Raw genomic sequence first — 19,295 nt, forward strand, 5'->3', positions numbered from 1 at the left:
CGTGTTTTTAGTAATCTTTGAGTTTATTTAGGAATCTTTGTAAAACTGCAAGCAATTGCGATTTTGTTAAATGACCTTTTGGCATGATCTCACTGTTTTGATTTCCATAAAAGATTCCTAGTTTTACATTGACTGCTGCAGCTTCGCGAATCCATTGCGGTAGTAGCTCTGCATCTTTAAAACCTTGCAATGTCTTTTCAATTTCTGCTTCTTCTAATCGAATCGATACATTGGCAAGTTGCAATGCCCGATGGAAAATAACCATGGCATGTTCCCGAGAGATGACATCATCTGGCCTAAATATTTCGTTGTTATATCCCGTCACTAATCCATAATCTACAGCTGTTTGAATGTCTTTACTTCTTTGATCACTTGTCACATCTGTAAATGAAGAACCGTTGTCTCCCCAAATTCCTAGAATTTTGGACACCGCTATTGCAAATAAGGATCTAGATGTATCGGTTGGGTCATTTATTTCAGAAGTGTCTAAAATTCCTTTTGAGGCTAGCTCGTCGGAATTTGTGTCTGTTAAGAAGACCAATTTTCCATTCATAAATGTTTTGATTGTTGCGACTGTCCCGCTTTGTGTGTGTTCAAAGGAGGCCGGAACATGTCTTAAAGTTCCATCTGGCATTAACATGGCTGCTGAAGTTGGATTTACACCAGCTGGTAACGGAATGGTCATACTAACCGCTTGATCAAACTGGTGAATTTCCTGCTGCTCTCCACCTTTTTTATAAAACACTTCATACTGGACATCCGGGATGTAGGTTTCAACTCGATGGTTACCTAGTGCTTCTTGCACCTGCTCCCATACATCTTCTGGTGTTCGTTTTAGCTGAACCGTCACTTGAATCTCTGTTGGGTCTTCAAAGTATTCAGAGGCAGGGTCCTGTTGGAAGCTTTGGGTTGGAATCTGGTAGGTTCCATTTGGTGTTTTAAGTTGCAACGAGCTTCCTCTGGCCTGCATATTTCTTAGCATTTCTGGTAAAAATTCGGTTTCGATGTTGTCAAATTCCTCTTTTATTTCTAGGTCAATCATTTTATCTTCACTATCACTAAAAATATCTTCCTCAAAAGTGATGGTAAGGGTAGACTGACCATTCTCCATTCTTTGCGTTGTTTTCACTTGTTGATTGGTAGGCGAACCTCCCTCCATTACCTCTACCGGATTTCTTGGTGGAGGTGGTGGTACCCGATTGAGCACCGTTACCGTAGCAGGTTCAGAATAATCGGTTCCATCGAATGCTCGATAGGTAAATGTGATTCTTCCATAATTCCCTGATTGTGGTACAAAGCGGAATTGGCCAGTTGTCGCATCAAGTGTCAGATTTCCTCGTTCCGGCTCCTCTACAATTTCAAACGTAAGGGCATCCTCTTCGATATCATCCGCTGTTAGCATGCCTTGTACCGGGCGACTGGCTGTCGTGCTAAATTCTAGATCTTGAGCTACCGGTTTATCATTGACTGGATTCACATGTAGAGTGATGGTCGCCGGTTGTTCTGCAAAGTTGGACCCATCTGTACCGTTCCATGTAACTGTTGTATCCCCGTTCCAGTTCTCGTTCGGTGTAAAGGTTAGATTTGTAATCTCTGAGATAGCTATTTCTTGGTCTACTGTGATTTCCGTCTCGTCTATTTGGAACACACCATTCTCAGGAAGAGATAGAATTTTTATCGTTTGTAATGGGGTTCCGTCATCATTTGTAAAGTCAAAATCCTCTTCTTTAAACGTGTACATGTGGTCTTCATCCCAGGCTACTGTTTTTTCATGAAGGACTGGGACTGATTTATAGATGATTGCATCGGATAGGAGGGTCGTGTTGTTTGCTCCATCTCTTAACTCCACGTACACTACTTTTTCTCCATAAGTGGAATCATCTAACTGCCATGATTTTGTTTCCACTGCCGACTCCCATGCACTCCACGTTATCTGGTCGTTTGAGAATCTCATCTCAATTTCCTGAACCCCTATATCTGCAGAGGTGAGCTGTAAGTCGACCGTTGGGCGTAGAGTTTCCGCATCTCCGTTATTTACGGAGATGGTGCCGGTTGGTGGTGTTTTATCTAAGGCGAAGCTTGCCGTTGAGAAGTTCCCGGCTTCATCTGTAACGATGATGTTGTATTCGCCTTCATCTGAAATCGTTGTACCATTGGTAAATGGCTGACCATTCAGCGTTGCTGTTCCTTCATTGAAGGAAATGGTCACATTTTCATTTACCTTCTCCCCATCAAGTACTCCGGTTATATTCGGTGGTGTCGTATCTAGTTTGATCGTGTCTTGGTAGACGGACACATTATCAAGAGCGTCACGAAGCTCCATATAGACTGTTTTATCTTCGTCACCAGCCGACAAAGTCCAAGAATGTTCACTTATTGCATCCGCCCAATCACTCCAGTTAACCGTGTCATTGGAGAAGCGCATTTGTACTGGTCCGTTGATGTCATCACTAGTGGTGGCCAGGGAGACATTTGGATTATTTGTCCAGATAGCATTGTCGTTAATGACGATGGTTCCTAGTGGCCCGGTTGTATCCAGTTCAATTCGCGACATAAATTTGTCCGTGTTTCCTACATGGTCTTGGAGCTCAACATAGACCGTTTTTTCGCCGTCCCCATCTGTCAGCTGCCATTCTTTGAACATTGCGTAAGGCTCCCAGTCACTCCATACATTGTCTTCGTTTGAAAACCTCATCTGGATAGGAGGGTGTGGATCATCGCCTGTTATCGTTAGCTGCACAGTCTGGTTGTTTGTTAGATTCTTACCATCATTGATTTCAATAGCTCCAGTTGGCGGGGTTTTATCAATAAGGAATTGTCTAGTTGTAATGTTTCCTGCAGGGTCCATTACAACAAGGGTGTACTCGCCTTCCTCGTCTACTGTTGTTCCACTTACAAATGGTTGATCGTTAAGAGTTGCTGTTCCTTCGTTAAAACTAATGACATATTCTGTGTTGGTCATGCTACCGTCCGTAACACCGGTCACTACCGGTGGTGTCGTGTCTAGAATGATGGTGTCTGACACTGTTGATGTGTTACCAAGGGTGTCCTTCATTTCTACGTAAACGGTTTTTTCACCGTCAATTGTCGATAATGTCCAGTTTTTTGTTGCAGAAGATGATTCCCAATCTGACCAATCGACCTCATCATTCGAATATCGAACGTCGGTTACACCACTTGGATCTACTGATGTCAGTGTTAGAGCTACGTCCGGTGTATTGGTGTAGTTGTTCCCATCGTTGATGGTTATGGTCCCTGTTGGTCCGGTTGTATCTAGGATTATGGAAGCTGTAATGGATTCAGTCGTATTCCCTACGCTGTCCCTTAACTGTAGGTAAACCGTCTTTTCTCCATCCCCCGATAACAGGTTCCAGGCTCTCGAAGTGTTATAGCTTTCCCAGCTGCTCCAATCTGCCTCGTCATTGGATATCCTCATCTGTAAAGGTCCATGATCGTCCGTTCCACTAATGGTTAGCTCCACTTGTGGGTCATTCGTTCTTTCATCGTTTTGATTGATTACGAGTGAGCCGGTAGGCGGTATTTTATCAATGGTGAAAGCTAGACTTGTAGTGTTTGAAGCTAGGTCTTTCACAGTTAACGTGTAGTCCCCACTATCTTTTACCTGGTGTCTGGTTGTGATTTCGGTTCCATTCAATAGGGCGGTTCCTTCATCGAACTGAATGGTGACGTCTGAAGCCGTTACATCCCCATCTGATATCCCTGTTATCACTGGTGCAACAGTGTCTAATATGATGGTTTGCTCGATTGGGGTGGACTCTAATCCGGCTTGGTCTCGGAGTACCATTTGGATGGTTTTTTCCCCTTCTCCGTCTGGTAAAATCCAAGCTAGGTCAGCTGTCGTGACTTCTTGCCAATCTGTCCACGTGCCCCCTTGGTTCATAAACTTTACGTCCAGTGGTCCGTTTGCATCCTGGGAATCTACTATTCTGATCGAAACATATGGGTTATTGGTGTATTCATCCCCGCCGTTTATTTCGAAATCCCCAACCGGAGCTGTCGTATCGAGAATAATACTGTCATATACAATCGTTTCATTTCCTGCAGGATCCACAGCTTTTAGATAAATCGATTTCGTTCCATCTTGACCAGTAAGGGTGGTGGAAGACTCAAATGGCTGCCAGTTTGTTTGGTCTGTAGAGATAAACTGATTAACTGGGCTATTGGTGTCTGTTGCTGTTGCCGTAATGGTCACAGTAGGATTCGTAGTGAATTCGGCATTGTTGTTGATCACAACTGTCGCCTCCGGCTTGGTTGTGTCTAGGATGATGCTGTCACTGGTGTTGGTGACATTGCCCACTTCATCTCTTAGTTCAATTTGAATGGTCTTTTCACCATCTCCTGCTGATAAATCCCATTCCGCTACATTTGATACAGGTTGCCAGTCAGCTGCCCAGGCGTTATCTTCATTTTTTATTCGCATCTCAACAGCGCCTCTAAGGTCTGTTCCTTCAACCACGAGTGATACGGTCCCGTTTTTGGTGTAAAGGTCTTCATCGTTAATCACGACTCTTCCAGTAGGCGGTGTTTTATCAATAGTAAATGATACGGTGGTAGTGAGACCTACCTTATCCGTTACGATGACATTGTAAATGCCGTCTTCTGATACCACATGGTTATTACTAATTGGAATTCCATTCAAATCAGCGGTTCCTTCATTAAAAGAAATGGTCACATCATCTTTAGTTTTGAATCCGTCTGTAAGTCCATCTAGCACTGGCGGAGTCGTATCCAGTTCAATCGTGTCAGAGGCCAGACTAATGTTCCCTGCGGCATCTTTTATTTGAACGGAGACTGTTTTATCTCCATCCCCAGCTGGTAACGTTACCTCTTTTTCAGAGGAAAATGGTTCCCATTCTGACCAATTGTTCTCAGTTGCTGCGATTCTCATTTCAAGCGGTGGATTGGCATCAGTTCCACTTATAGATAGCGTCACATTCGGACTACTAGTTGCCTCTGTCTCACCATTGATGGAGACCGCTGCTGTTGGGTTTGTTTGGTCCAGGGTGATTTGGGCTGTCTGGGTAATAAAGTTGCCTGCTTCATCTTGGATTTTTAAATGGACTGTTTTTGTTCCGTCTCCAAGCGGAAGAGTCCAATCGTATGTTCCAGTGCCATTCACGGTTTGTGCGGTTGACCAATTGTCTCCGTCATCGGAAAACTGAATTGTAACGTTACCGTTCAGATTGTCCGTTGCCTCGTAGGAGAGCTCTACCTGTTCATTGTTTGTGATGGTGGCTCCATTGTTGATGGATATTGCTCCTGATGGCGCTGTTTTATCAATCGTAAAGGTTGCAGAGGACTGATTTTCTGCTTCATCCCAAACTACGATTGTGTAGGTTCCTTCCTGTGTGATTGTTTCTCCACTATCGTAAGGATCCCCATTCAAGAAGGCAGGGCCATCTGAAAAATTGATGGTTACATTTCCATTCGTCACTAGACCATCTGTTACACCTGTAATAGTCGGATTAGTTTGGTCTAGGACAATTGTATCGTCGATTGTAACTATATTTCCTGCAGCATCTTTCAACTGCATATAAATGGTCTTCGGTCCGTCTCCTGCGGGCAAGTTCCATGTTTTTTGACCGCTTAATGCACTGAAGTCCTCCCATGTTGACCAATCTACATTGTTGTCTGAAAACCTCACTTGTATTGGTTCATGGTCGTCTTCTCCCGTGATGGTTAGGGAGACTTCGGTTTTGTTAATAATGGTTTTGGAATTTTCGATAGTGACAGTACCAGTTGGAGCCGTTTGATCTAGTGTGATTACATCCGATATTTTCACGGTGTTTCCAGCTTGGTCACGAAGTTCGACATAGACCGTTTTGTCCCCATCTTCGTCTGGGATGGTCCATGGTTTTGTCGTTGTGAACGGTTCCCATACTTCGTCAGAAAAGGTTTCATTATTGGAAATGCGCATTTCCGAAACGCCATTTTCATCATTAGCATCAATTGACAGGGTAACCTCTTGTGTATTGACTAGATTCGCATTTTCATTGATTTGGAGACTTCCAGTTGGATTCGTCCGGTCCACAATGAAATTGATGGTAGTCATGTTGCCCGCCTGATCTTTTACGATTAAAATATGCGGACCTTCTGTTGTGATGGTTGTTCCGCTTACAAAAGGCTCACCATTTAGAGTAGCGTTCGTTTCAGTAAAGGTTGGAGCTGCACTCCTCACCTGGGCACCCTCTGAAATACCGGTAATACTCGGTGCCACGCGATCAAGTATGATGGTTGCTGAAATTTCATTAGAAATATTGCCAGCTTGGTCTTGAAGCTGCATAAAGACCGTTTTTGTCCCATCTTCCCCTGTTAGCTCGAAGGTCTTGGTTGTCGTAAAGGCCTCCCACACTTCCCAGCTTAGTGAGTCTTGTTTAAACCTCATTTGAGCTGGTTGGCCTTCTGCTTCAATGGTGATGTTTACAGCAGGGTTATTTGTATGCGTTCCATTTGTAAACTCGATGGTTCCCGTTGGGGCCGATTGATCTAAGGTGATGGTTGCTGAATACGTTTCACTCTTGTTCCCCGCCTCGTCTTGAAGCTGCATGTATACGGTTTTTTCTCCATCAGTTTCTGACAATTTCCAAGTTTTACTATTACTTATTGGTTGCCAGCTTGAACCAGTCCAGTCGTCTTCTTGGTTAGAGAATCGGACTTGTGTTGTGTCTGTGGGGTACGAATCGATATTTAAAGTTACGTTTCTACTGTTAGTTACGCTTAAGTTGGAGTTGATTGTGAAGGTTCCTGTTGGTGGGGTCTGATCTAGTGTGATGGTATCTGAGTAGGTTGGTCTGGCGAGATCATCTGTTTTTCCGTCATACACCTTGTAGTAAACTGTTTTTGTCCCGTCTCCATCGGTTAATGTCCAAGGTTTGGTTGATTCGAAAGGTTCTCTTGGGCTCCAGGTAACATTGTCATTCGAGAATTCAACTTCAATAGGGTCATTTTCTGGGTCGGAAGCTGTTAGGTGTAGCTTTACTTCTTTACTATTGGTGAATGGTACATCATTGTTGATTTTGATTGTACCTGTTGGTGGACTGTTGGATTGGTATGTGATTTCTAGGTGAGGTACATCAGTTGGTGTAATTTCTCGACCAAAAGCTTGTTTCTCTATTGCCTTTTTATCCATAAATACTACTAATGACTGATAGAAATTACTTGGATCCGTTGTTGAGTCTCTCCCTTTTAGCAACAAACTGATCACTTGATCGTTATTTGCTAGTTGTTCTAATACATGACTTGTTATGTCAATCTTTATTATTTTATAGTTTTCCGTAGTATCCTCGTCTGGCACCTGGATATTTGCGATTTTTGGAAGTATAGGTGTAGGCATAGGGGTATGTTCTTCTAACCAAGCATCGCTGGTTGTCTCGTATATATCAATATAGGCAGGTTCACTATCATTAGTCTCATTTATTTCAACTATTGGTATTACCAATTTAGCATCTTGGATGACTCCAGCAATATTAGATCCAGACATATCAAATTTTAATGCAGCTGTGTAAACATATCTCTCCCCGAACCAATTCTCAAAACCTACAACATGAATATTCGGTTCGTTATAAGAAGAATTATCCCACCCATCTGGATAATACGTTCCATCGTGGGATACATCTTCTGTTACGGTTATCGTGGCAGTATCCACACTGGAAGTCATTACTTCTTCAGCTTCAGCCTGATTAGGAATCATCCAGCCCGCCGGAAAAACAAGCAACAACGCAACTAGCAAATGAAATCCTTTCCTCAATTCACTCCCCCCTTTCTTCTTTTTTAGTTTTTTCTAGCAGGATATCATATACGAAAAAAGTCCCGTTTATGACAATTTTCCCTTTATTAAGTTACTCAAGTTTACGAGATAGCACAATCGTTTTCTTTCGACAAAATTTACGCTTTTTAGTAAAAATAGAGACTTTATACCTATTTTATTGTATGAAAAAAGGCCCTCTTTTTTAAAAGAGGGCCTTTAAATACACATAAAAGCGGATGAAAGTGGGTTAGGAATTTTTCCATAACCTACTTCTAAAAATCATACTTTATACCTATTCGTTACTGTAATTGATCTGGCTTCGATATATTCGTCAGCGCTCCACCAGCACTTTCGTTTGATTGCTCACGAACAGCTAAGTCACCAAGTGCTACAATCCCAACAAGTTGACCGTTTTCTACTACTGGTAGGCGGCGAACTTGATTTTGAGACATTAGAGCTGCCGCTTCCTCAAGGGATGCATCAGGGCTACATGTTACAACATTATGAGACGCAACTTGAGAGATGCTATTTTGGTGGCCAGCGATACCACGGATAGCTAGGTCACGGTCTGTTACCATCCCAACTACTTGGCCATTTTCCACAACTGGAAGGGAACCTACATTTAACGATTGCATTTTTTGTGCAACAGTTTCTAAGTTATCTTGGTTTGAGCAACTTTGAACATTTGTAGACATGACGTCACGTACACGCATAGGAAAAATCCTCCTTTTGATAAAATAACATGTATATTATGTGGAGGATTTTTGGAAATATACTATTTTGGATTGGAAATGTGGTTTTGGTGGGGGGAATGATGGTTTAAGGGTGATGAAGTGCCGGTTAATTGGGGGTTCTGTATCACTTGGTTCATACTTTGGCTGTAATTTTCCTATTTACCTTGGGAATGGGGGGCGTTTTCGGAACACAGAGGCTTCTTTTCGGAACTTAGTTCACTCGATTCGGAACTTAGTGTACTATTTTCAGAACTCACTCCACCTTTTTCAGAACTTAACTCTCTCTTTTCAGAACTCACACCATCTTTTTCAGAACTTAGCTCTCTCTTTTCAGAACTCACTCCACTTTTTCCAGAACTCATCCCACTGGGACACTAAACCTGTCCCCTCTGTCCCAGCCAACTGGGACACCAAACCTGTCCCCTTGTCCCAAAGCAAAAAGCCCAGCCGAAGCTGCGCCTTTTGTTAGACTGGCTCTTCTTTTTTGTACTTGAGTTTGGTTGCTTCCCCTCCGCGCAGATGGCGGATTGATTTATGATAGTCCAAAATTTCCTTTACTTCGTTGGCTAGGTCTGGATTGATCTCTGGAAGCCTTTCCGTTAAATCCTTATGAACGGTACTTTTGGATACGCCAAACTCTTTCGCGATGACGCGAACTGTTTTCCTCGTCTCCACGATATACTTACCTATCTTGATTGTTCTTTCTTTGATGTAATCGTGCACACCACTCGCCCTCCCTAAATTGGATGTGAGAAGTGTGAAATGAGACTCGCTTTCACTTGGACTAAGTACTTCTAATCCCGCATAAAGGTTACATGTTTCTCGTCCATCTGCAATTTCTAGCAGACGAAGCATCGTGTGTGTCTCTAGGTTTAGTGTATGTACTCTTTAGAGGCTTCTTTTTCGTCTATTCATTTTTATGCGGCAGAAAGAATGAACCTTCTGTGCCTACAACAAATAATCATGTCTCCAACTTGATCTAGGTGTCTAATAAACGCGCTCACCTCAAACACTCTCGTGAAACTTTGAGTTTGTAACAGTTTATTAGCTTGGATACGGGAATATGCACAAATTAACCAATAAGGACAAGGTGTACAAGCAATTTTGTACAAAAAATTATTATTCAGCTTTTTTACCGTTATTGTGGCATTTTATAATAATTTATAAAATATGGATATTACAGTATGAATATGACTATGTAACACAATATTAATATATAAATTGTTTTTTATATGTTATGATTTCTGATGATAATAAAACTATTATAAATATTTTAATACCGTATTGGAGGTTACGTTATATGTTTAACGAGAGAGATGCCTTAAAACTCCGCCTCGAGCAACTAGCTGAACAAGAAGAACGATTTTTAAAACTATTTCGTGAGGAACGTGAACTGATTTTCACTAAACTACGAGAATTGGATACAAGCGAGAAACCGGTGAAAACAGAAGTTGTAGAGAAAACACCTGTTGATCCAGAACTTACTGAGGTTGTAAAACCTGCTCCAACACCTGCTAAAAAAGCTGCACAACCGAAGAAATCATCTACTCCTAGCCCACAAGGTAATAAAAGAGGTAGAAAGCCAACCGTTACACCTGAAAAAGAAGCAGCTATTGAAATTTTAAAAATGCATCCTGAAGGAATGAAAGGTGTGGACCTGCAACGTGCTGTTGAAGAAGCAACTGGCTCACCGATTGCAAACATGACGACCTTCATGAAGTCCGTTGAAAACCTAGATCCAAACGTGCAAAAACCAAGTCGCGGAACCTATATCTACGCGAATACAGATACTCCATTTGGTGAATTTTAATATATCAATCAACTTAGATAAGCCATTTTTCATTTATTTTTGAATGAAAATATGGCTTTTTTTATAAAAGCTAAATCCTATTTTTCTTTTATCAAATGATTTTTTTCCATAATTGTGTAACTATGGAAACAAACCTTTCGTCTAACTCGTTAGAAAGACATAAAGGAAAGGTGACATTACATGAAGAAATTAGGATTAGTAAGCCTTACAGCAATGGCATTGATCATCCCTTCTACCTCTGGCTTTGCTGCTGTCGATGCCAATTGTGGCGAAGGAAATGGTGAAGTAACGTGCCTGCAAGTACCTGTTAAAGACCTTGCTACAGAAGAAAAAGCTTATCAATTTTTACAGGAGCATTATATCTTCTATGGATATGCTGATGGAGAAGCACATTTAGATCGGCTCACTAATCGTGCACAGGTAGCTGTCACTCTGCAACGGATGTTCAGCCTTCAAGCACCAACTAAATTAGCTGATGGCCCTAACCCAAATCCATATAAGGATCTGGCTTATCACTGGGCAGCCGACGATATCCATGCTGTTCACGAAGCAGGCTGGATGAAATATGATGGCGAAGAATTTAAACCGAACCAAACCATTACTCTCCAAGAATTAGCCGAAATCCTTGTAAGAGTAGCAGAACTTAATACCGGTGAATATGCTTCCATATGGCTACCGGCCGATTCCGAGTATCAAGATGATCTTGCTGCTGCTTTAACGGAAAAATTAATTAGAGGATCAGACGACTATAAAGCGGAAGCCACTCGTGGTGACTTAGCGTTTGCGCTGAACCAACTGTACCACTATATGTTAGAAAAGGAGCCTAGTTCTGTTATGAGCGCATTAGTTCCTTCATTAAAAGTTGAACAAACCGATGACAACTGGTCTTGGACATTTGATATTAAAAACCAATCTGAAGACGTCCAAACTGTAGCTTTTTCATCCGGACTCAATTTTGACTACATTCTTTACAAGGATGGGAAAAAAGTTGAACAATATTCTGATGGAAAATTCTTTATTATGATTTATAAAGAACAAGAGGTAGGAAAAGGAGAAGGACTGAACTACAAAGGGGTCTTCTCTGATCTAGAACCTGGGGAGTACACACTTGAAACCTGGTTAGTAGCCAAAGGTTGGCCTCAGGTTAGAGATAAAGTGTCATTTATAGTAGAAGAATAGGTGGTATTGCTCCGAAGCCTTGTTGGCTTGGGGGCTTTTTCCCATTCTTCATCCATGTTGAACAACCTGTGCAAGAAAAGGATGTCTAAGGCTAGATTTTCACACATTATTTTCACAATACCGAAAACGAGTATTTTTCTTGAAAATATGGTAGTCTATAGGTAATATAATTTTCTTACATTTTTCCAATCATGTGGTTTACTGGTTACTTATTCTGGGTACTAATGTCATAAGACTTTTGTGACCTGCGTCATAAAATGATACTTTATTACGAATACATGTAGTGAAACTGCTTCATGACGGAACAGTACCGATGACTTTTGGCCTAATTTCAGTTGTTCTGGACAGGTTAGAACGCTAAAAGCATATAGTTAATTCAGGGGACCACCTATCACCTTTCCCCTCTACCATTTTAAAAAAATACTGTTTTTCGATTCAAAAGCAGGATTCCAACGTGCGGTCAATAGCCGAATTTACACAATAATTACCCCAATATTACAAAATTATTTCATAAATTTTACATATAATCATACTATTATTCTAGTTCATTCGACATTATTCTATTTATTATTTTCATAGATATGGTATAATCGACAATATACTCCATAAGGGTGGGTAGCTATGAGCAAGGTTGATGAATATCAGGAAATCAATAATCTCCTAAATGAGTTTATACAATCTATTCACTTTTATGAAAAAGATGAGGCTTGCACTTTTTATGAGCATTTAAAAGATATTGACACAAGTCAACTTGATCAAGCAACTTTAGATAAGTTAGAGTTGTATACTTTTAGATACTATACCTTTATCCATGATTACAGTAATGCATTGGAAATAATGAATAAACTACATACACGGTATGACAGTATGGACGAAGAGGACCAAATTTTATTTAATACTTACGAAGGCATTTATAAGGTATCCCATGAGGATATTGAAATTGGGATAGGAATCTTTCAAAAGATAATTGATGAATATGATGACTTACCAGGTATAGTAAAAAGTGATTTATACTATCACCTTTGTTGGGGATACGTCTATCTAGATGATTATAAAAGATCAGTAGTATTTGGTAATAAGGCCCTTGATCTTTACCTGGGTGAATTTAACTTATTGAGAATTATTTATACTCAAATGTTGTTAGCCATTTCTCACTTAAACCTTGGTTTTTACAATGAAGCTGAGGATATTTACAAACATCTTATTCGCAATACCAAGATTCTAAGATTAAATAAACTCTTACCCCATATTGAGTACAACCAGATTGCTGCATTAGTAAAGGCTGGGAATTACTCTAAAGCAATAAAGAACACACAGAATTTGTTAAAAACTTTAGATAAAGATGAAGAATTATACATTAAAACCCTCCTTTCATTGGCGGAAGCTAAAATAATGAACAGAGAGCTTTCGGATATTGAAGAGTTAATAGAATTAGTTAAAGAAAGAAGTAGTAGAAAACAAGCTTTCGAAAAATATGAACTACTTTCCAATTACTACGAGAGAAAACTGGCCAGTGAATATGATGCTTATAAATATTTAATTGATAAGCTCGCACCTTATTTATTAAAAAATAAAGAGAAAAAACTCCTTCTTGATTTAACAAGAATGATGGGAGATTACTTTATTAAACAGAGAAACTACGAACTGGCTTCAAATTATTATGAACTTAACCTATCACTAAACTAGCTTATCCTTTCTCCTAGAATACATTTAAAGGGGGTGAGAATGTGAAAAAATTATTAGGTGCAATCCTATTAGCTGCAGCAATCTTTGCTATTTCCTCTTATTCAACAAATAATGAAATTGCAGGAGGAGGCGGTACTTCTCTACCTCCACCAGGTGCAACTATGCAGACTATGAGTATGAGCATTGATATGTAAAATGTTATGGGAAGTAACTAAAAAAGTTACTTCTCTTTTTTTATTTTAGTTTAAAAAAGAGGTACCTCATATGCCGGCACCTCTTCCCCTACCTTTTATTATTCCTTCCCAACATCAAAATAACCACAATCGCCAAAACCCCTACAACCATTAAGGCAAGAGAATACCAACGACTAGTCCCTCCTGCCTCAGCAGAAAGCAAACTAATCCCCTGCTGTATGACCGTAGTTTTTCCCTCTTGATCGCCATTACCCATTTCAATAGAAATAAGCTGAAAGACATCATACCAAATAAAGATTGCAACAGGTATTAGGATAATCGTAAGACTGATTTTCACGATTTTCATAGAGTACATCTCATTTCAAAAGTGTACCTGGAGTTCTTTTTCTCCATTACTGCTCTCCCCTATTCAGCATCCAAACATTCAATCGCTAATCGAATCGCACTCTCCAAATCTCGTTGCGACCAGCTCGGCATTCTTTTCTTTCCTTCCACCACAAGATCATGGGAAGCCGGAATGTGAATGAAGCCCGCTTGCATGTTAAGACCTTCTGTTTTCAGATGGTGAAGCATCGTGTACATGACATTGTTACAGAGATATGTTCCCGCGCTATTGGAAACATTTGCAGGATATCCGTTTTCTTTTAATAGATTGACCATTTTTCGAACAGGAAGTGTTGAAAAATACCCATCTTGACCGCTGTCATCTATTGGGGAATCCTCAAGTGCCACTCCATTGTTATCTGGTGCACCGTCGCGGATATTGATCGCAATTCTTTCAGGTGTTACTGCATCGCGACCAGCTGCTAGCCCTAGGGATATGACTGCGTCTGGTTTTACATCATGAAATGCCTTCATTAACTCAACTGGAGATTTCTCAAAATCAACTGGGAGAAGAACGCTCTTAATCTTATATGCTCCTATTGTTTCTCCGTCTAAACTCTTAGCAATGCGCTCAGTCGGATTGATGGGCATTCCTAAGAAGGGTTCGAATCCTGTAAGTAAAAGTGTTTTCATTGTATGTGCCCCGCTTTTCTCTTTTTCTTTTATTTTAACATGTAGGGCAAGGGGGATGGGGGTTAGCTTTTCGATAGATTCAATACGGAGGACCACCGCAGTTAAAGAAAATTAGTAGTAAAATGGATTTTTTGTTATTTGAGCTTTTGAATTTTATAGAAGTTCCGGTTGTTGTTAAATACGCTGGATTTTTGTAGTAATTAACTGACATTCAACACACCGAATGGGACAGCAAACCTGTCCCCTCTGTCCCACAAAAAAAAGAACCCCCACCTTCTCAGGCAAGAGTTCTTCTTCCATTTTATGCGTTATTTTGACCGATGGAAGCGTCTGGAGATTCTTCTTGATCTTCACCAGCGTCGTCTGTGTCTTCAGCAGTATCGTCTGCTTCACCAGCTTCGCCTTCGCTATCATCGTTTTCTTCACTCTGACTGTTGTCTGCATTTTCGTCAGCTTCTTCTTCAGGAGCTGTTGTTGGTGTTGTAGCCATTTCAGCCACAGCACTTAGAGACTGGCCGAATGCTTTTTGTGGATCTACAGCGACACCATCTACTCTCACTTCAAAGTGAGCATGTGTACCTGCTGCTTGATTCAATAGACTTTGACCAGCTTTCGCTAAGACTTGTCCTTGCTCGACTTGGTCGCCAACCTCAACTTGGATGTCAGTCACAGACTGATACATTGTCACAACGCCTTCTGCATGTTGGATTTCAATAACATTCCCGAGTTCTGCGTCTTCGCGGACAGCAGATACTTGTCCAGCCATAGATGCAACTACGTTAAAGCTTTCCCCGTTTTCCATAGCTAGGTCAATTCCTTTGTTTGGACGGAATTGGTTATTATAGAATACGAGTGCACTTTCTTGCTCTTCCTTAGAAGCATCTGCGCTCCAGAATCCATTGACTACTTTTGCTTCTTCCGGATTTTCAACTGGCCATACGAAGTCTTCTAATAGTGTATTAACTACTACTGAATCCCCGTCGTTTTCAGTTACCGGATTCTCTGTGTCTGCTGGATCCTGTGCAGCGTCATCTCCTGTTGAGGAGAACCAAACCACTGCTGTAAGTAGTAATGCTGCAGCTGCGATATAGACTGCGGGAAAAATCCATTTGTTTTTGCGTTGTGTGCCAGAGTTTTGAGAAGGTCGTTTCTTTTCTTCCTCTCTCATTTATCATCACCTCAGCAATCAGTCTGAACAGATGTGAGAATTTATATACCTATCTTGTAAAAAATTTTTTTGGACTTAGTTTTCGACAAAATTTATAGATTATGCATGCTTCTGAAAAAAATTTTTCAAAACAGGTTGGGAGGCTTCATGCTACAATATTGAACAGAAAGGAAGTGTGCCAGTTTGAAACAGGTTCTTCGCTATTTACTGATCGTATCTCCTTACCTTTACATGGGGTTCATTTGGGTATTATCCAGTCTCCCTCACGACGCCATCGTCCGAGTTAGTGATGATGAGTTTGACAAGCTATTTAAGGAATCTCTTCATTTAATAGAGTTCGGGATTCTATACATATTGGCGGTTGTATCTTTATTGATGGTAGATCGCTTAACTCCAACGACCAATCGGTGGGCAGCAATTGTAGCGGCATTATACGGAGTGGTGGATGAACTTCACCAAGCAACGGTGCCTTACCGTTCGTTTCAAGTGATTGATATTGTGAAGGATTTTATCGGTGTCTTTGTGTTGTTCCTGTTTGTGAAGAATACTATTTTTAAACATCCACCTAGGCAGCCAGGGAAGTTATTATTATCCTTGCAGTTGTTCTTATTAAAAAAGAAGAGCCGGTTACGATAGTTGTAAACGGCTCAGTGCGTAATCGGAATATGATGTGGGACAGTGAACCTGTCCCCTCTGTCCCATCGGACTCAACATGTATTAGAATGGGAAGTGGGACACTAAAACCTGTCCCCTCTGTCCCACACCATGTATTGTTTTAGGAATGGGTCTGCTGGTGATATGGTTACGCCCTTGTAGTAATGTTTGATGATTTCTTCATATGTTTTGCCTTGTTTGGCCATTCCGTTTGCTCCGTATTGGCTCATTCCAACTCCATGGCCGTAGCCTTTTGTTGTGACTACGATTTCTTTTCCTTTTAATGTCCAGGTGAAGTCAGAGGATGGTAGTTCTAATAGCTCTCTTACTTCACGTCCACTTAGTGTTTTTTCTCCAATTTTAACGGTTTCTACTCGTTGACCTTTTGTTCTGGATACAATGGTTCCGATATTATCACTTGAAATGGTGACTCCTAGCTTCGTTTGAAACTCCTGAACGGAAAATGTTTTTTCCTGACTATACTTAGGGGATTCTGTATCCCAAGGACTTTCTACACTTCTTAAGTAAGGAAAGTCATTTTGCCAGTAATCCTCAGAGTTCTCGGTGTAGCCGTTAGATGTTGAGAAAAAGGATGCTTCGATGGGCTTGCCATCATAGGTGATGACTTGGCCTGCCGTTTCCGCAACGGCTTGGCGGATTTTTTTAATCTTCCAGTCATAGTCTTCTCCCCATTGTTTTTTCAAATCATCTAGATCTTTAAAAACTTGGTGGGAAACGGTGTCTGACACATTGGCTCCTGACGGTAATCCTTCTGTTTGACCTTGCATCAGCTGCCTGACCACGTAGGTTCTGGCCGATAAGCTCTGGGCTTTTAAGGCTTCCATTTCGAAATCAGCCGGCATTTCTGATGCCACCACACCAACAATGTATTCCTCAAGCTGGTGCTTCTCAATTTCCTCTGAGGCTGTACGGTAGACAGCAACTTCGACAACTGGTCCATCTAGTTGGGCAGTCCAATCTTCTGTTGGCTCGTTAGTAGAGTCGTCTGCGAGTTCTCCACTGGCCTTTTGACCAAAAGAAGGTAGGACAAGCAAGGTGGGAATGAGTAGGATCAATAAGCTTACTACGGTTAAAACTACGACAATTGATTTCCAATCCTTCATTTTTTAGCCTCCGTACTCTGGTAGTCTTGGTCGTTTATTCAATTTTTAAACTTCCTACACTCCATATGTATGGGGGGCCAGGTCGAAATATGACAAGTTTCTATTGTAAATAATAGAGTTAGTAGAGTTGGTTTTCTTAAGGAATTTGGGGAGGGATATCGGAAAACTTGGGGTGGCCTATCGGAAATTTTTACTCCGCTATCAGAAAAGTTGAGCGTCCTATCGGAAACTTTCGCTCGCTATCGGAAAAGCCGAGTGGTCTATCGGAAATTTTCGCTCTGCTATCGGAAAAGTTGGGTGTTCTATCGGAAATTTCAGCTCCGCTATCAGAAATGTAGGTTGTTCTATCGGAAATTTTGACCCTTCTATCGGAAAAGTTAGGCGTTCAATTGGAATTCTCACCTCCACAATCAGAAGAAGTGACCACAAAAAAACCCTTCAGCTAGGAAGGGTTTTTGTATGTTATATTATTGTGCAGCTTTTTCAATTTCCAATGTTTCTTCAACTTCACTAACACGCTCGATGTCTGCACCTAAGCCAGCTAGTTTTCCGTGGAAGTTTACATAGCCTCTGTCTAAGTGCTGAAGTTCCGTTACACGAGTCACTCCGTCTGCACGAAGTCCAGCTAAGATCAACGCAGCTCCTGCTCTTAAGTCAGTAGCAGCTACTTCTGCACCCTGTAATTCACTTGGACCGTTCATGATAACAGAACGTCCTTCAATTTTAATTTCTGCATTCATACGACGGAATTCTTCTACGTGCATAAAGCGGTTTTCGAATACGGTTTCCGTAATCATACTTGTTCCTTGTGCACATAAAAGAAGTGACATCATTTGTGATTGCATATCTGTAGGGAAACCTGGGTGTGGCATCGTTTTTATATCGACTGCCTTTAGCTTTTCAGGACCCATAACACGAAGTCCATCGGCTTCTTCTTTAATATGAACACCCATTTCCTCCATCTTAGCAATTAAAGATGTGAGATGTTCTGGAACGGCTCCACGAACAAGTACGTTTCCACCTGTAATGGCAGCAGCCACCATGAATGTTCCTGCTTCAATACGATCAGGAATAATATTGTGTTCTGTGCCAAATAGACATGGTACTCCCTCGATCTTAATCGTTCCAGTACCAGCACCCTTGACTTGAGCACCCATTTTATTTAAGAAGTTCGCTAAATCCACAATTTCTGGCTCTTTTGCACAGTTTTCGATAACTGTTGTACCTTCCGCTAAAGTTGCGGCCATCATAATATTTTCGGTTGCGCCTACGCTTGGGAAGTCTAGGTAAATTTTTGCACCTTTCAGCTTACCCTTCACTTCTGCGTCAATAAATCCGTTACCAACTTTCACGACCGCACCCATAGCCTCGAAACCTTTTAAGTGCTGATCAATTGGACGGGAACCGATTGCGCAGCCTCCTGGTAAGGCTACACGCGCACGCCCATTTCTAGCTAATAATGAACCCATGACAAGCACGGAAGCACGCATTTTTCTCACATATTCAAACGGAGCTTCCTCTTTTAACTCTCTTGATGCATCGACGATAACGTCACCTTCGCGGACATCAACATCCGCTCCTAGATATCTTAATACTTCACTAATCGTGTATACATCGGAGAGAGCCGGCACATCACGAATTACACTTTTTCCATCACTTGCTAATAACGATGCAGCGATTACAGGCAATACGGCATTCTTGGCACCTTCTACCTTTACAACACCTTCAAGCCTTTTTCCGCCGCGGACGATGATTTTTTCCAAGTGTATTCCCCTCCGCGTCCATATTCTCTATATTAATATTCAATCGTCATGATTGGTGTGCCTACTTCAAAGGTAGTCTTAGCGCCCAATCGTTTTTTTCATTTTCAAATGGTTATTCTTGTTGTTTTGTTTTAACTTTTGAAAAACACATCATCCACTGAATTCGTTCTCCTATGTCTTAGCATCCAGACTGGAGAG

13 protein-coding genes are annotated in these 19,295 nt (G+C 41.1%); 5 read left to right on the forward strand and 8 right to left on the reverse strand.

The genetic code is table 11. The features are described from left to right. Window positions 1–7: 7 nt before the first annotated feature. From ABDZ91_RS03875 to spoIIID, 3 genes are all read right to left on the reverse strand, one after another. A complete protein-coding gene (locus ABDZ91_RS03875) occupies window positions 8–7,768 on the reverse strand; it encodes an Ig-like domain-containing protein (RefSeq protein ID WP_343796541.1) in 7,761 nt (2,586 codons plus the stop codon). Window positions 7,769–8,067: 299 nt separating this feature from the next. Beyond that, the gene (locus ABDZ91_RS03880; protein WP_343796543.1) at window positions 8,068–8,481 is read right to left on the reverse strand and encodes a CBS domain-containing protein; all 414 of its coding nucleotides are present in this window, start codon (window positions 8,479–8,481) and stop codon (window positions 8,068–8,070) included. A gap of 486 nt (window positions 8,482–8,967) precedes the next feature. Next, entirely contained in the window at window positions 8,968–9,225 is a 258-nt protein-coding gene (gene spoIIID / locus ABDZ91_RS03885) for a sporulation transcriptional regulator SpoIIID (RefSeq protein WP_097156842.1), read from the reverse strand. 577 nt (window positions 9,226–9,802) lie between these two features. Here spoIIID and ABDZ91_RS03890 point away from each other — a divergent pair. The 4 genes from ABDZ91_RS03890 to ABDZ91_RS03905 all read left to right on the forward strand — a co-directional run bounded on the left by ABDZ91_RS03890 (window position 9,803) and on the right by ABDZ91_RS03905 (window position 13,371). After that, on the forward strand, window positions 9,803–10,312 hold the full coding sequence (locus tag ABDZ91_RS03890; RefSeq protein ID WP_343796545.1) for a Rok-like winged helix domain-containing protein: 510 nt from the start codon (window positions 9,803–9,805) through the stop codon (window positions 10,310–10,312). A gap of 180 nt (window positions 10,313–10,492) precedes the next feature. Beyond that, window positions 10,493–11,491, forward strand: coding sequence for a BsuPI-related putative proteinase inhibitor (locus tag ABDZ91_RS03895; RefSeq protein ID WP_343796546.1), 999 nt, complete (start codon window positions 10,493–10,495; stop codon window positions 11,489–11,491). Between the two features lie 621 nt (window positions 11,492–12,112). After that, a complete protein-coding gene (locus ABDZ91_RS03900; RefSeq protein ID WP_343796547.1) occupies window positions 12,113–13,177 on the forward strand; it encodes a hypothetical protein in 1,065 nt (354 codons plus the stop codon). A gap of 41 nt (window positions 13,178–13,218) precedes the next feature. After that, on the forward strand, window positions 13,219–13,371 hold the full coding sequence (locus ABDZ91_RS03905) for a hypothetical protein (protein ID WP_343796549.1): 153 nt from the start codon (window positions 13,219–13,221) through the stop codon (window positions 13,369–13,371). Between the two features lie 88 nt (window positions 13,372–13,459). Here the strand turns inward: ABDZ91_RS03905 and ABDZ91_RS03910 are convergent, their stop codons facing one another. The 3 genes from ABDZ91_RS03910 to spoIIQ form a co-directional block, all read right to left on the reverse strand. Next, window positions 13,460–13,717: a hypothetical protein gene (locus ABDZ91_RS03910; RefSeq protein WP_343796550.1), complete on the reverse strand. Its 258-nt coding sequence runs from the start codon at window positions 13,715–13,717 to the stop codon at window positions 13,460–13,462. A 59-nt stretch (window positions 13,718–13,776) separates the two neighbouring features. After that, window positions 13,777–14,388, reverse strand: coding sequence for a pyroglutamyl-peptidase I (locus ABDZ91_RS03915; RefSeq protein WP_343796552.1), 612 nt, complete (start codon window positions 14,386–14,388; stop codon window positions 13,777–13,779). Window positions 14,389–14,689: 301 nt separating this feature from the next. After that, on the reverse strand, window positions 14,690–15,556 hold the full coding sequence (spoIIQ, locus tag ABDZ91_RS03920) for a stage II sporulation protein SpoIIQ (RefSeq protein ID WP_343796554.1): 867 nt from the start codon (window positions 15,554–15,556) through the stop codon (window positions 14,690–14,692). 183 nt (window positions 15,557–15,739) lie between these two features. Between spoIIQ and ABDZ91_RS03925 the strand changes: the two genes are divergently transcribed. After that, window positions 15,740–16,192, forward strand: coding sequence for a VanZ family protein (locus ABDZ91_RS03925; RefSeq protein WP_343796556.1), 453 nt, complete (start codon window positions 15,740–15,742; stop codon window positions 16,190–16,192). A gap of 101 nt (window positions 16,193–16,293) precedes the next feature. Here the strand turns inward: ABDZ91_RS03925 and spoIID are convergent, their stop codons facing one another. Beyond that, window positions 16,294–17,334, reverse strand: coding sequence for a stage II sporulation protein D (gene spoIID / locus ABDZ91_RS03930; RefSeq protein WP_343796557.1), 1,041 nt, complete (start codon window positions 17,332–17,334; stop codon window positions 16,294–16,296). Between the two features lie 467 nt (window positions 17,335–17,801). Beyond that, window positions 17,802–19,097, reverse strand: a complete 1,296-nt coding sequence (murA, locus tag ABDZ91_RS03935; RefSeq protein ID WP_343796558.1) for a UDP-N-acetylglucosamine 1-carboxyvinyltransferase — start codon at window positions 19,095–19,097, stop codon at window positions 17,802–17,804. Between the last annotated feature and the right edge of the window lie 198 nt (window positions 19,098–19,295).

The organism is Bacillus carboniphilus, from assembly GCF_039522365.1.
GTDB classification, from domain to species: Bacteria; Bacillota; Bacilli; order Bacillales; family JC228; genus Bacillus_BF; species Bacillus_BF carboniphilus.

Bases quoted from the DNA above. Each gene is read 5' to 3' on its own strand.
- spoIID (WP_343796557.1), bottom strand. From the start codon at position 17,334: ATGAAGGATTGGAAATCAATTGTCGTAGTTTTAACCGTAGTAAGCTTA.
- ABDZ91_RS03900 (WP_343796547.1), top strand. From the start codon at position 12,113: ATGAGCAAGGTTGATGAATATCAGGAAATCAATAATCTCCTAAATGAG.
- ABDZ91_RS03895 (WP_343796546.1), top strand. From the start codon at position 10,493: ATGAAGAAATTAGGATTAGTAAGCCTTACAGCAATGGCATTGATCATC.
- spoIIQ (WP_343796554.1), bottom strand. From the start codon at position 15,556: ATGAGAGAGGAAGAAAAGAAACGACCTTCTCAAAACTCTGGCACACAA.
- ABDZ91_RS03915 (WP_343796552.1), bottom strand. From the start codon at position 14,388: ATGAAAACACTTTTACTTACAGGATTCGAACCCTTCTTAGGAATGCCC.
- ABDZ91_RS03880 (WP_343796543.1), bottom strand. From the start codon at position 8,481: ATGCGTGTACGTGACGTCATGTCTACAAATGTTCAAAGTTGCTCAAAC.
- ABDZ91_RS03890 (WP_343796545.1), top strand. From the start codon at position 9,803: ATGTTTAACGAGAGAGATGCCTTAAAACTCCGCCTCGAGCAACTAGCT.
- ABDZ91_RS03910 (WP_343796550.1), bottom strand. From the start codon at position 13,717: ATGAAAATCGTGAAAATCAGTCTTACGATTATCCTAATACCTGTTGCA.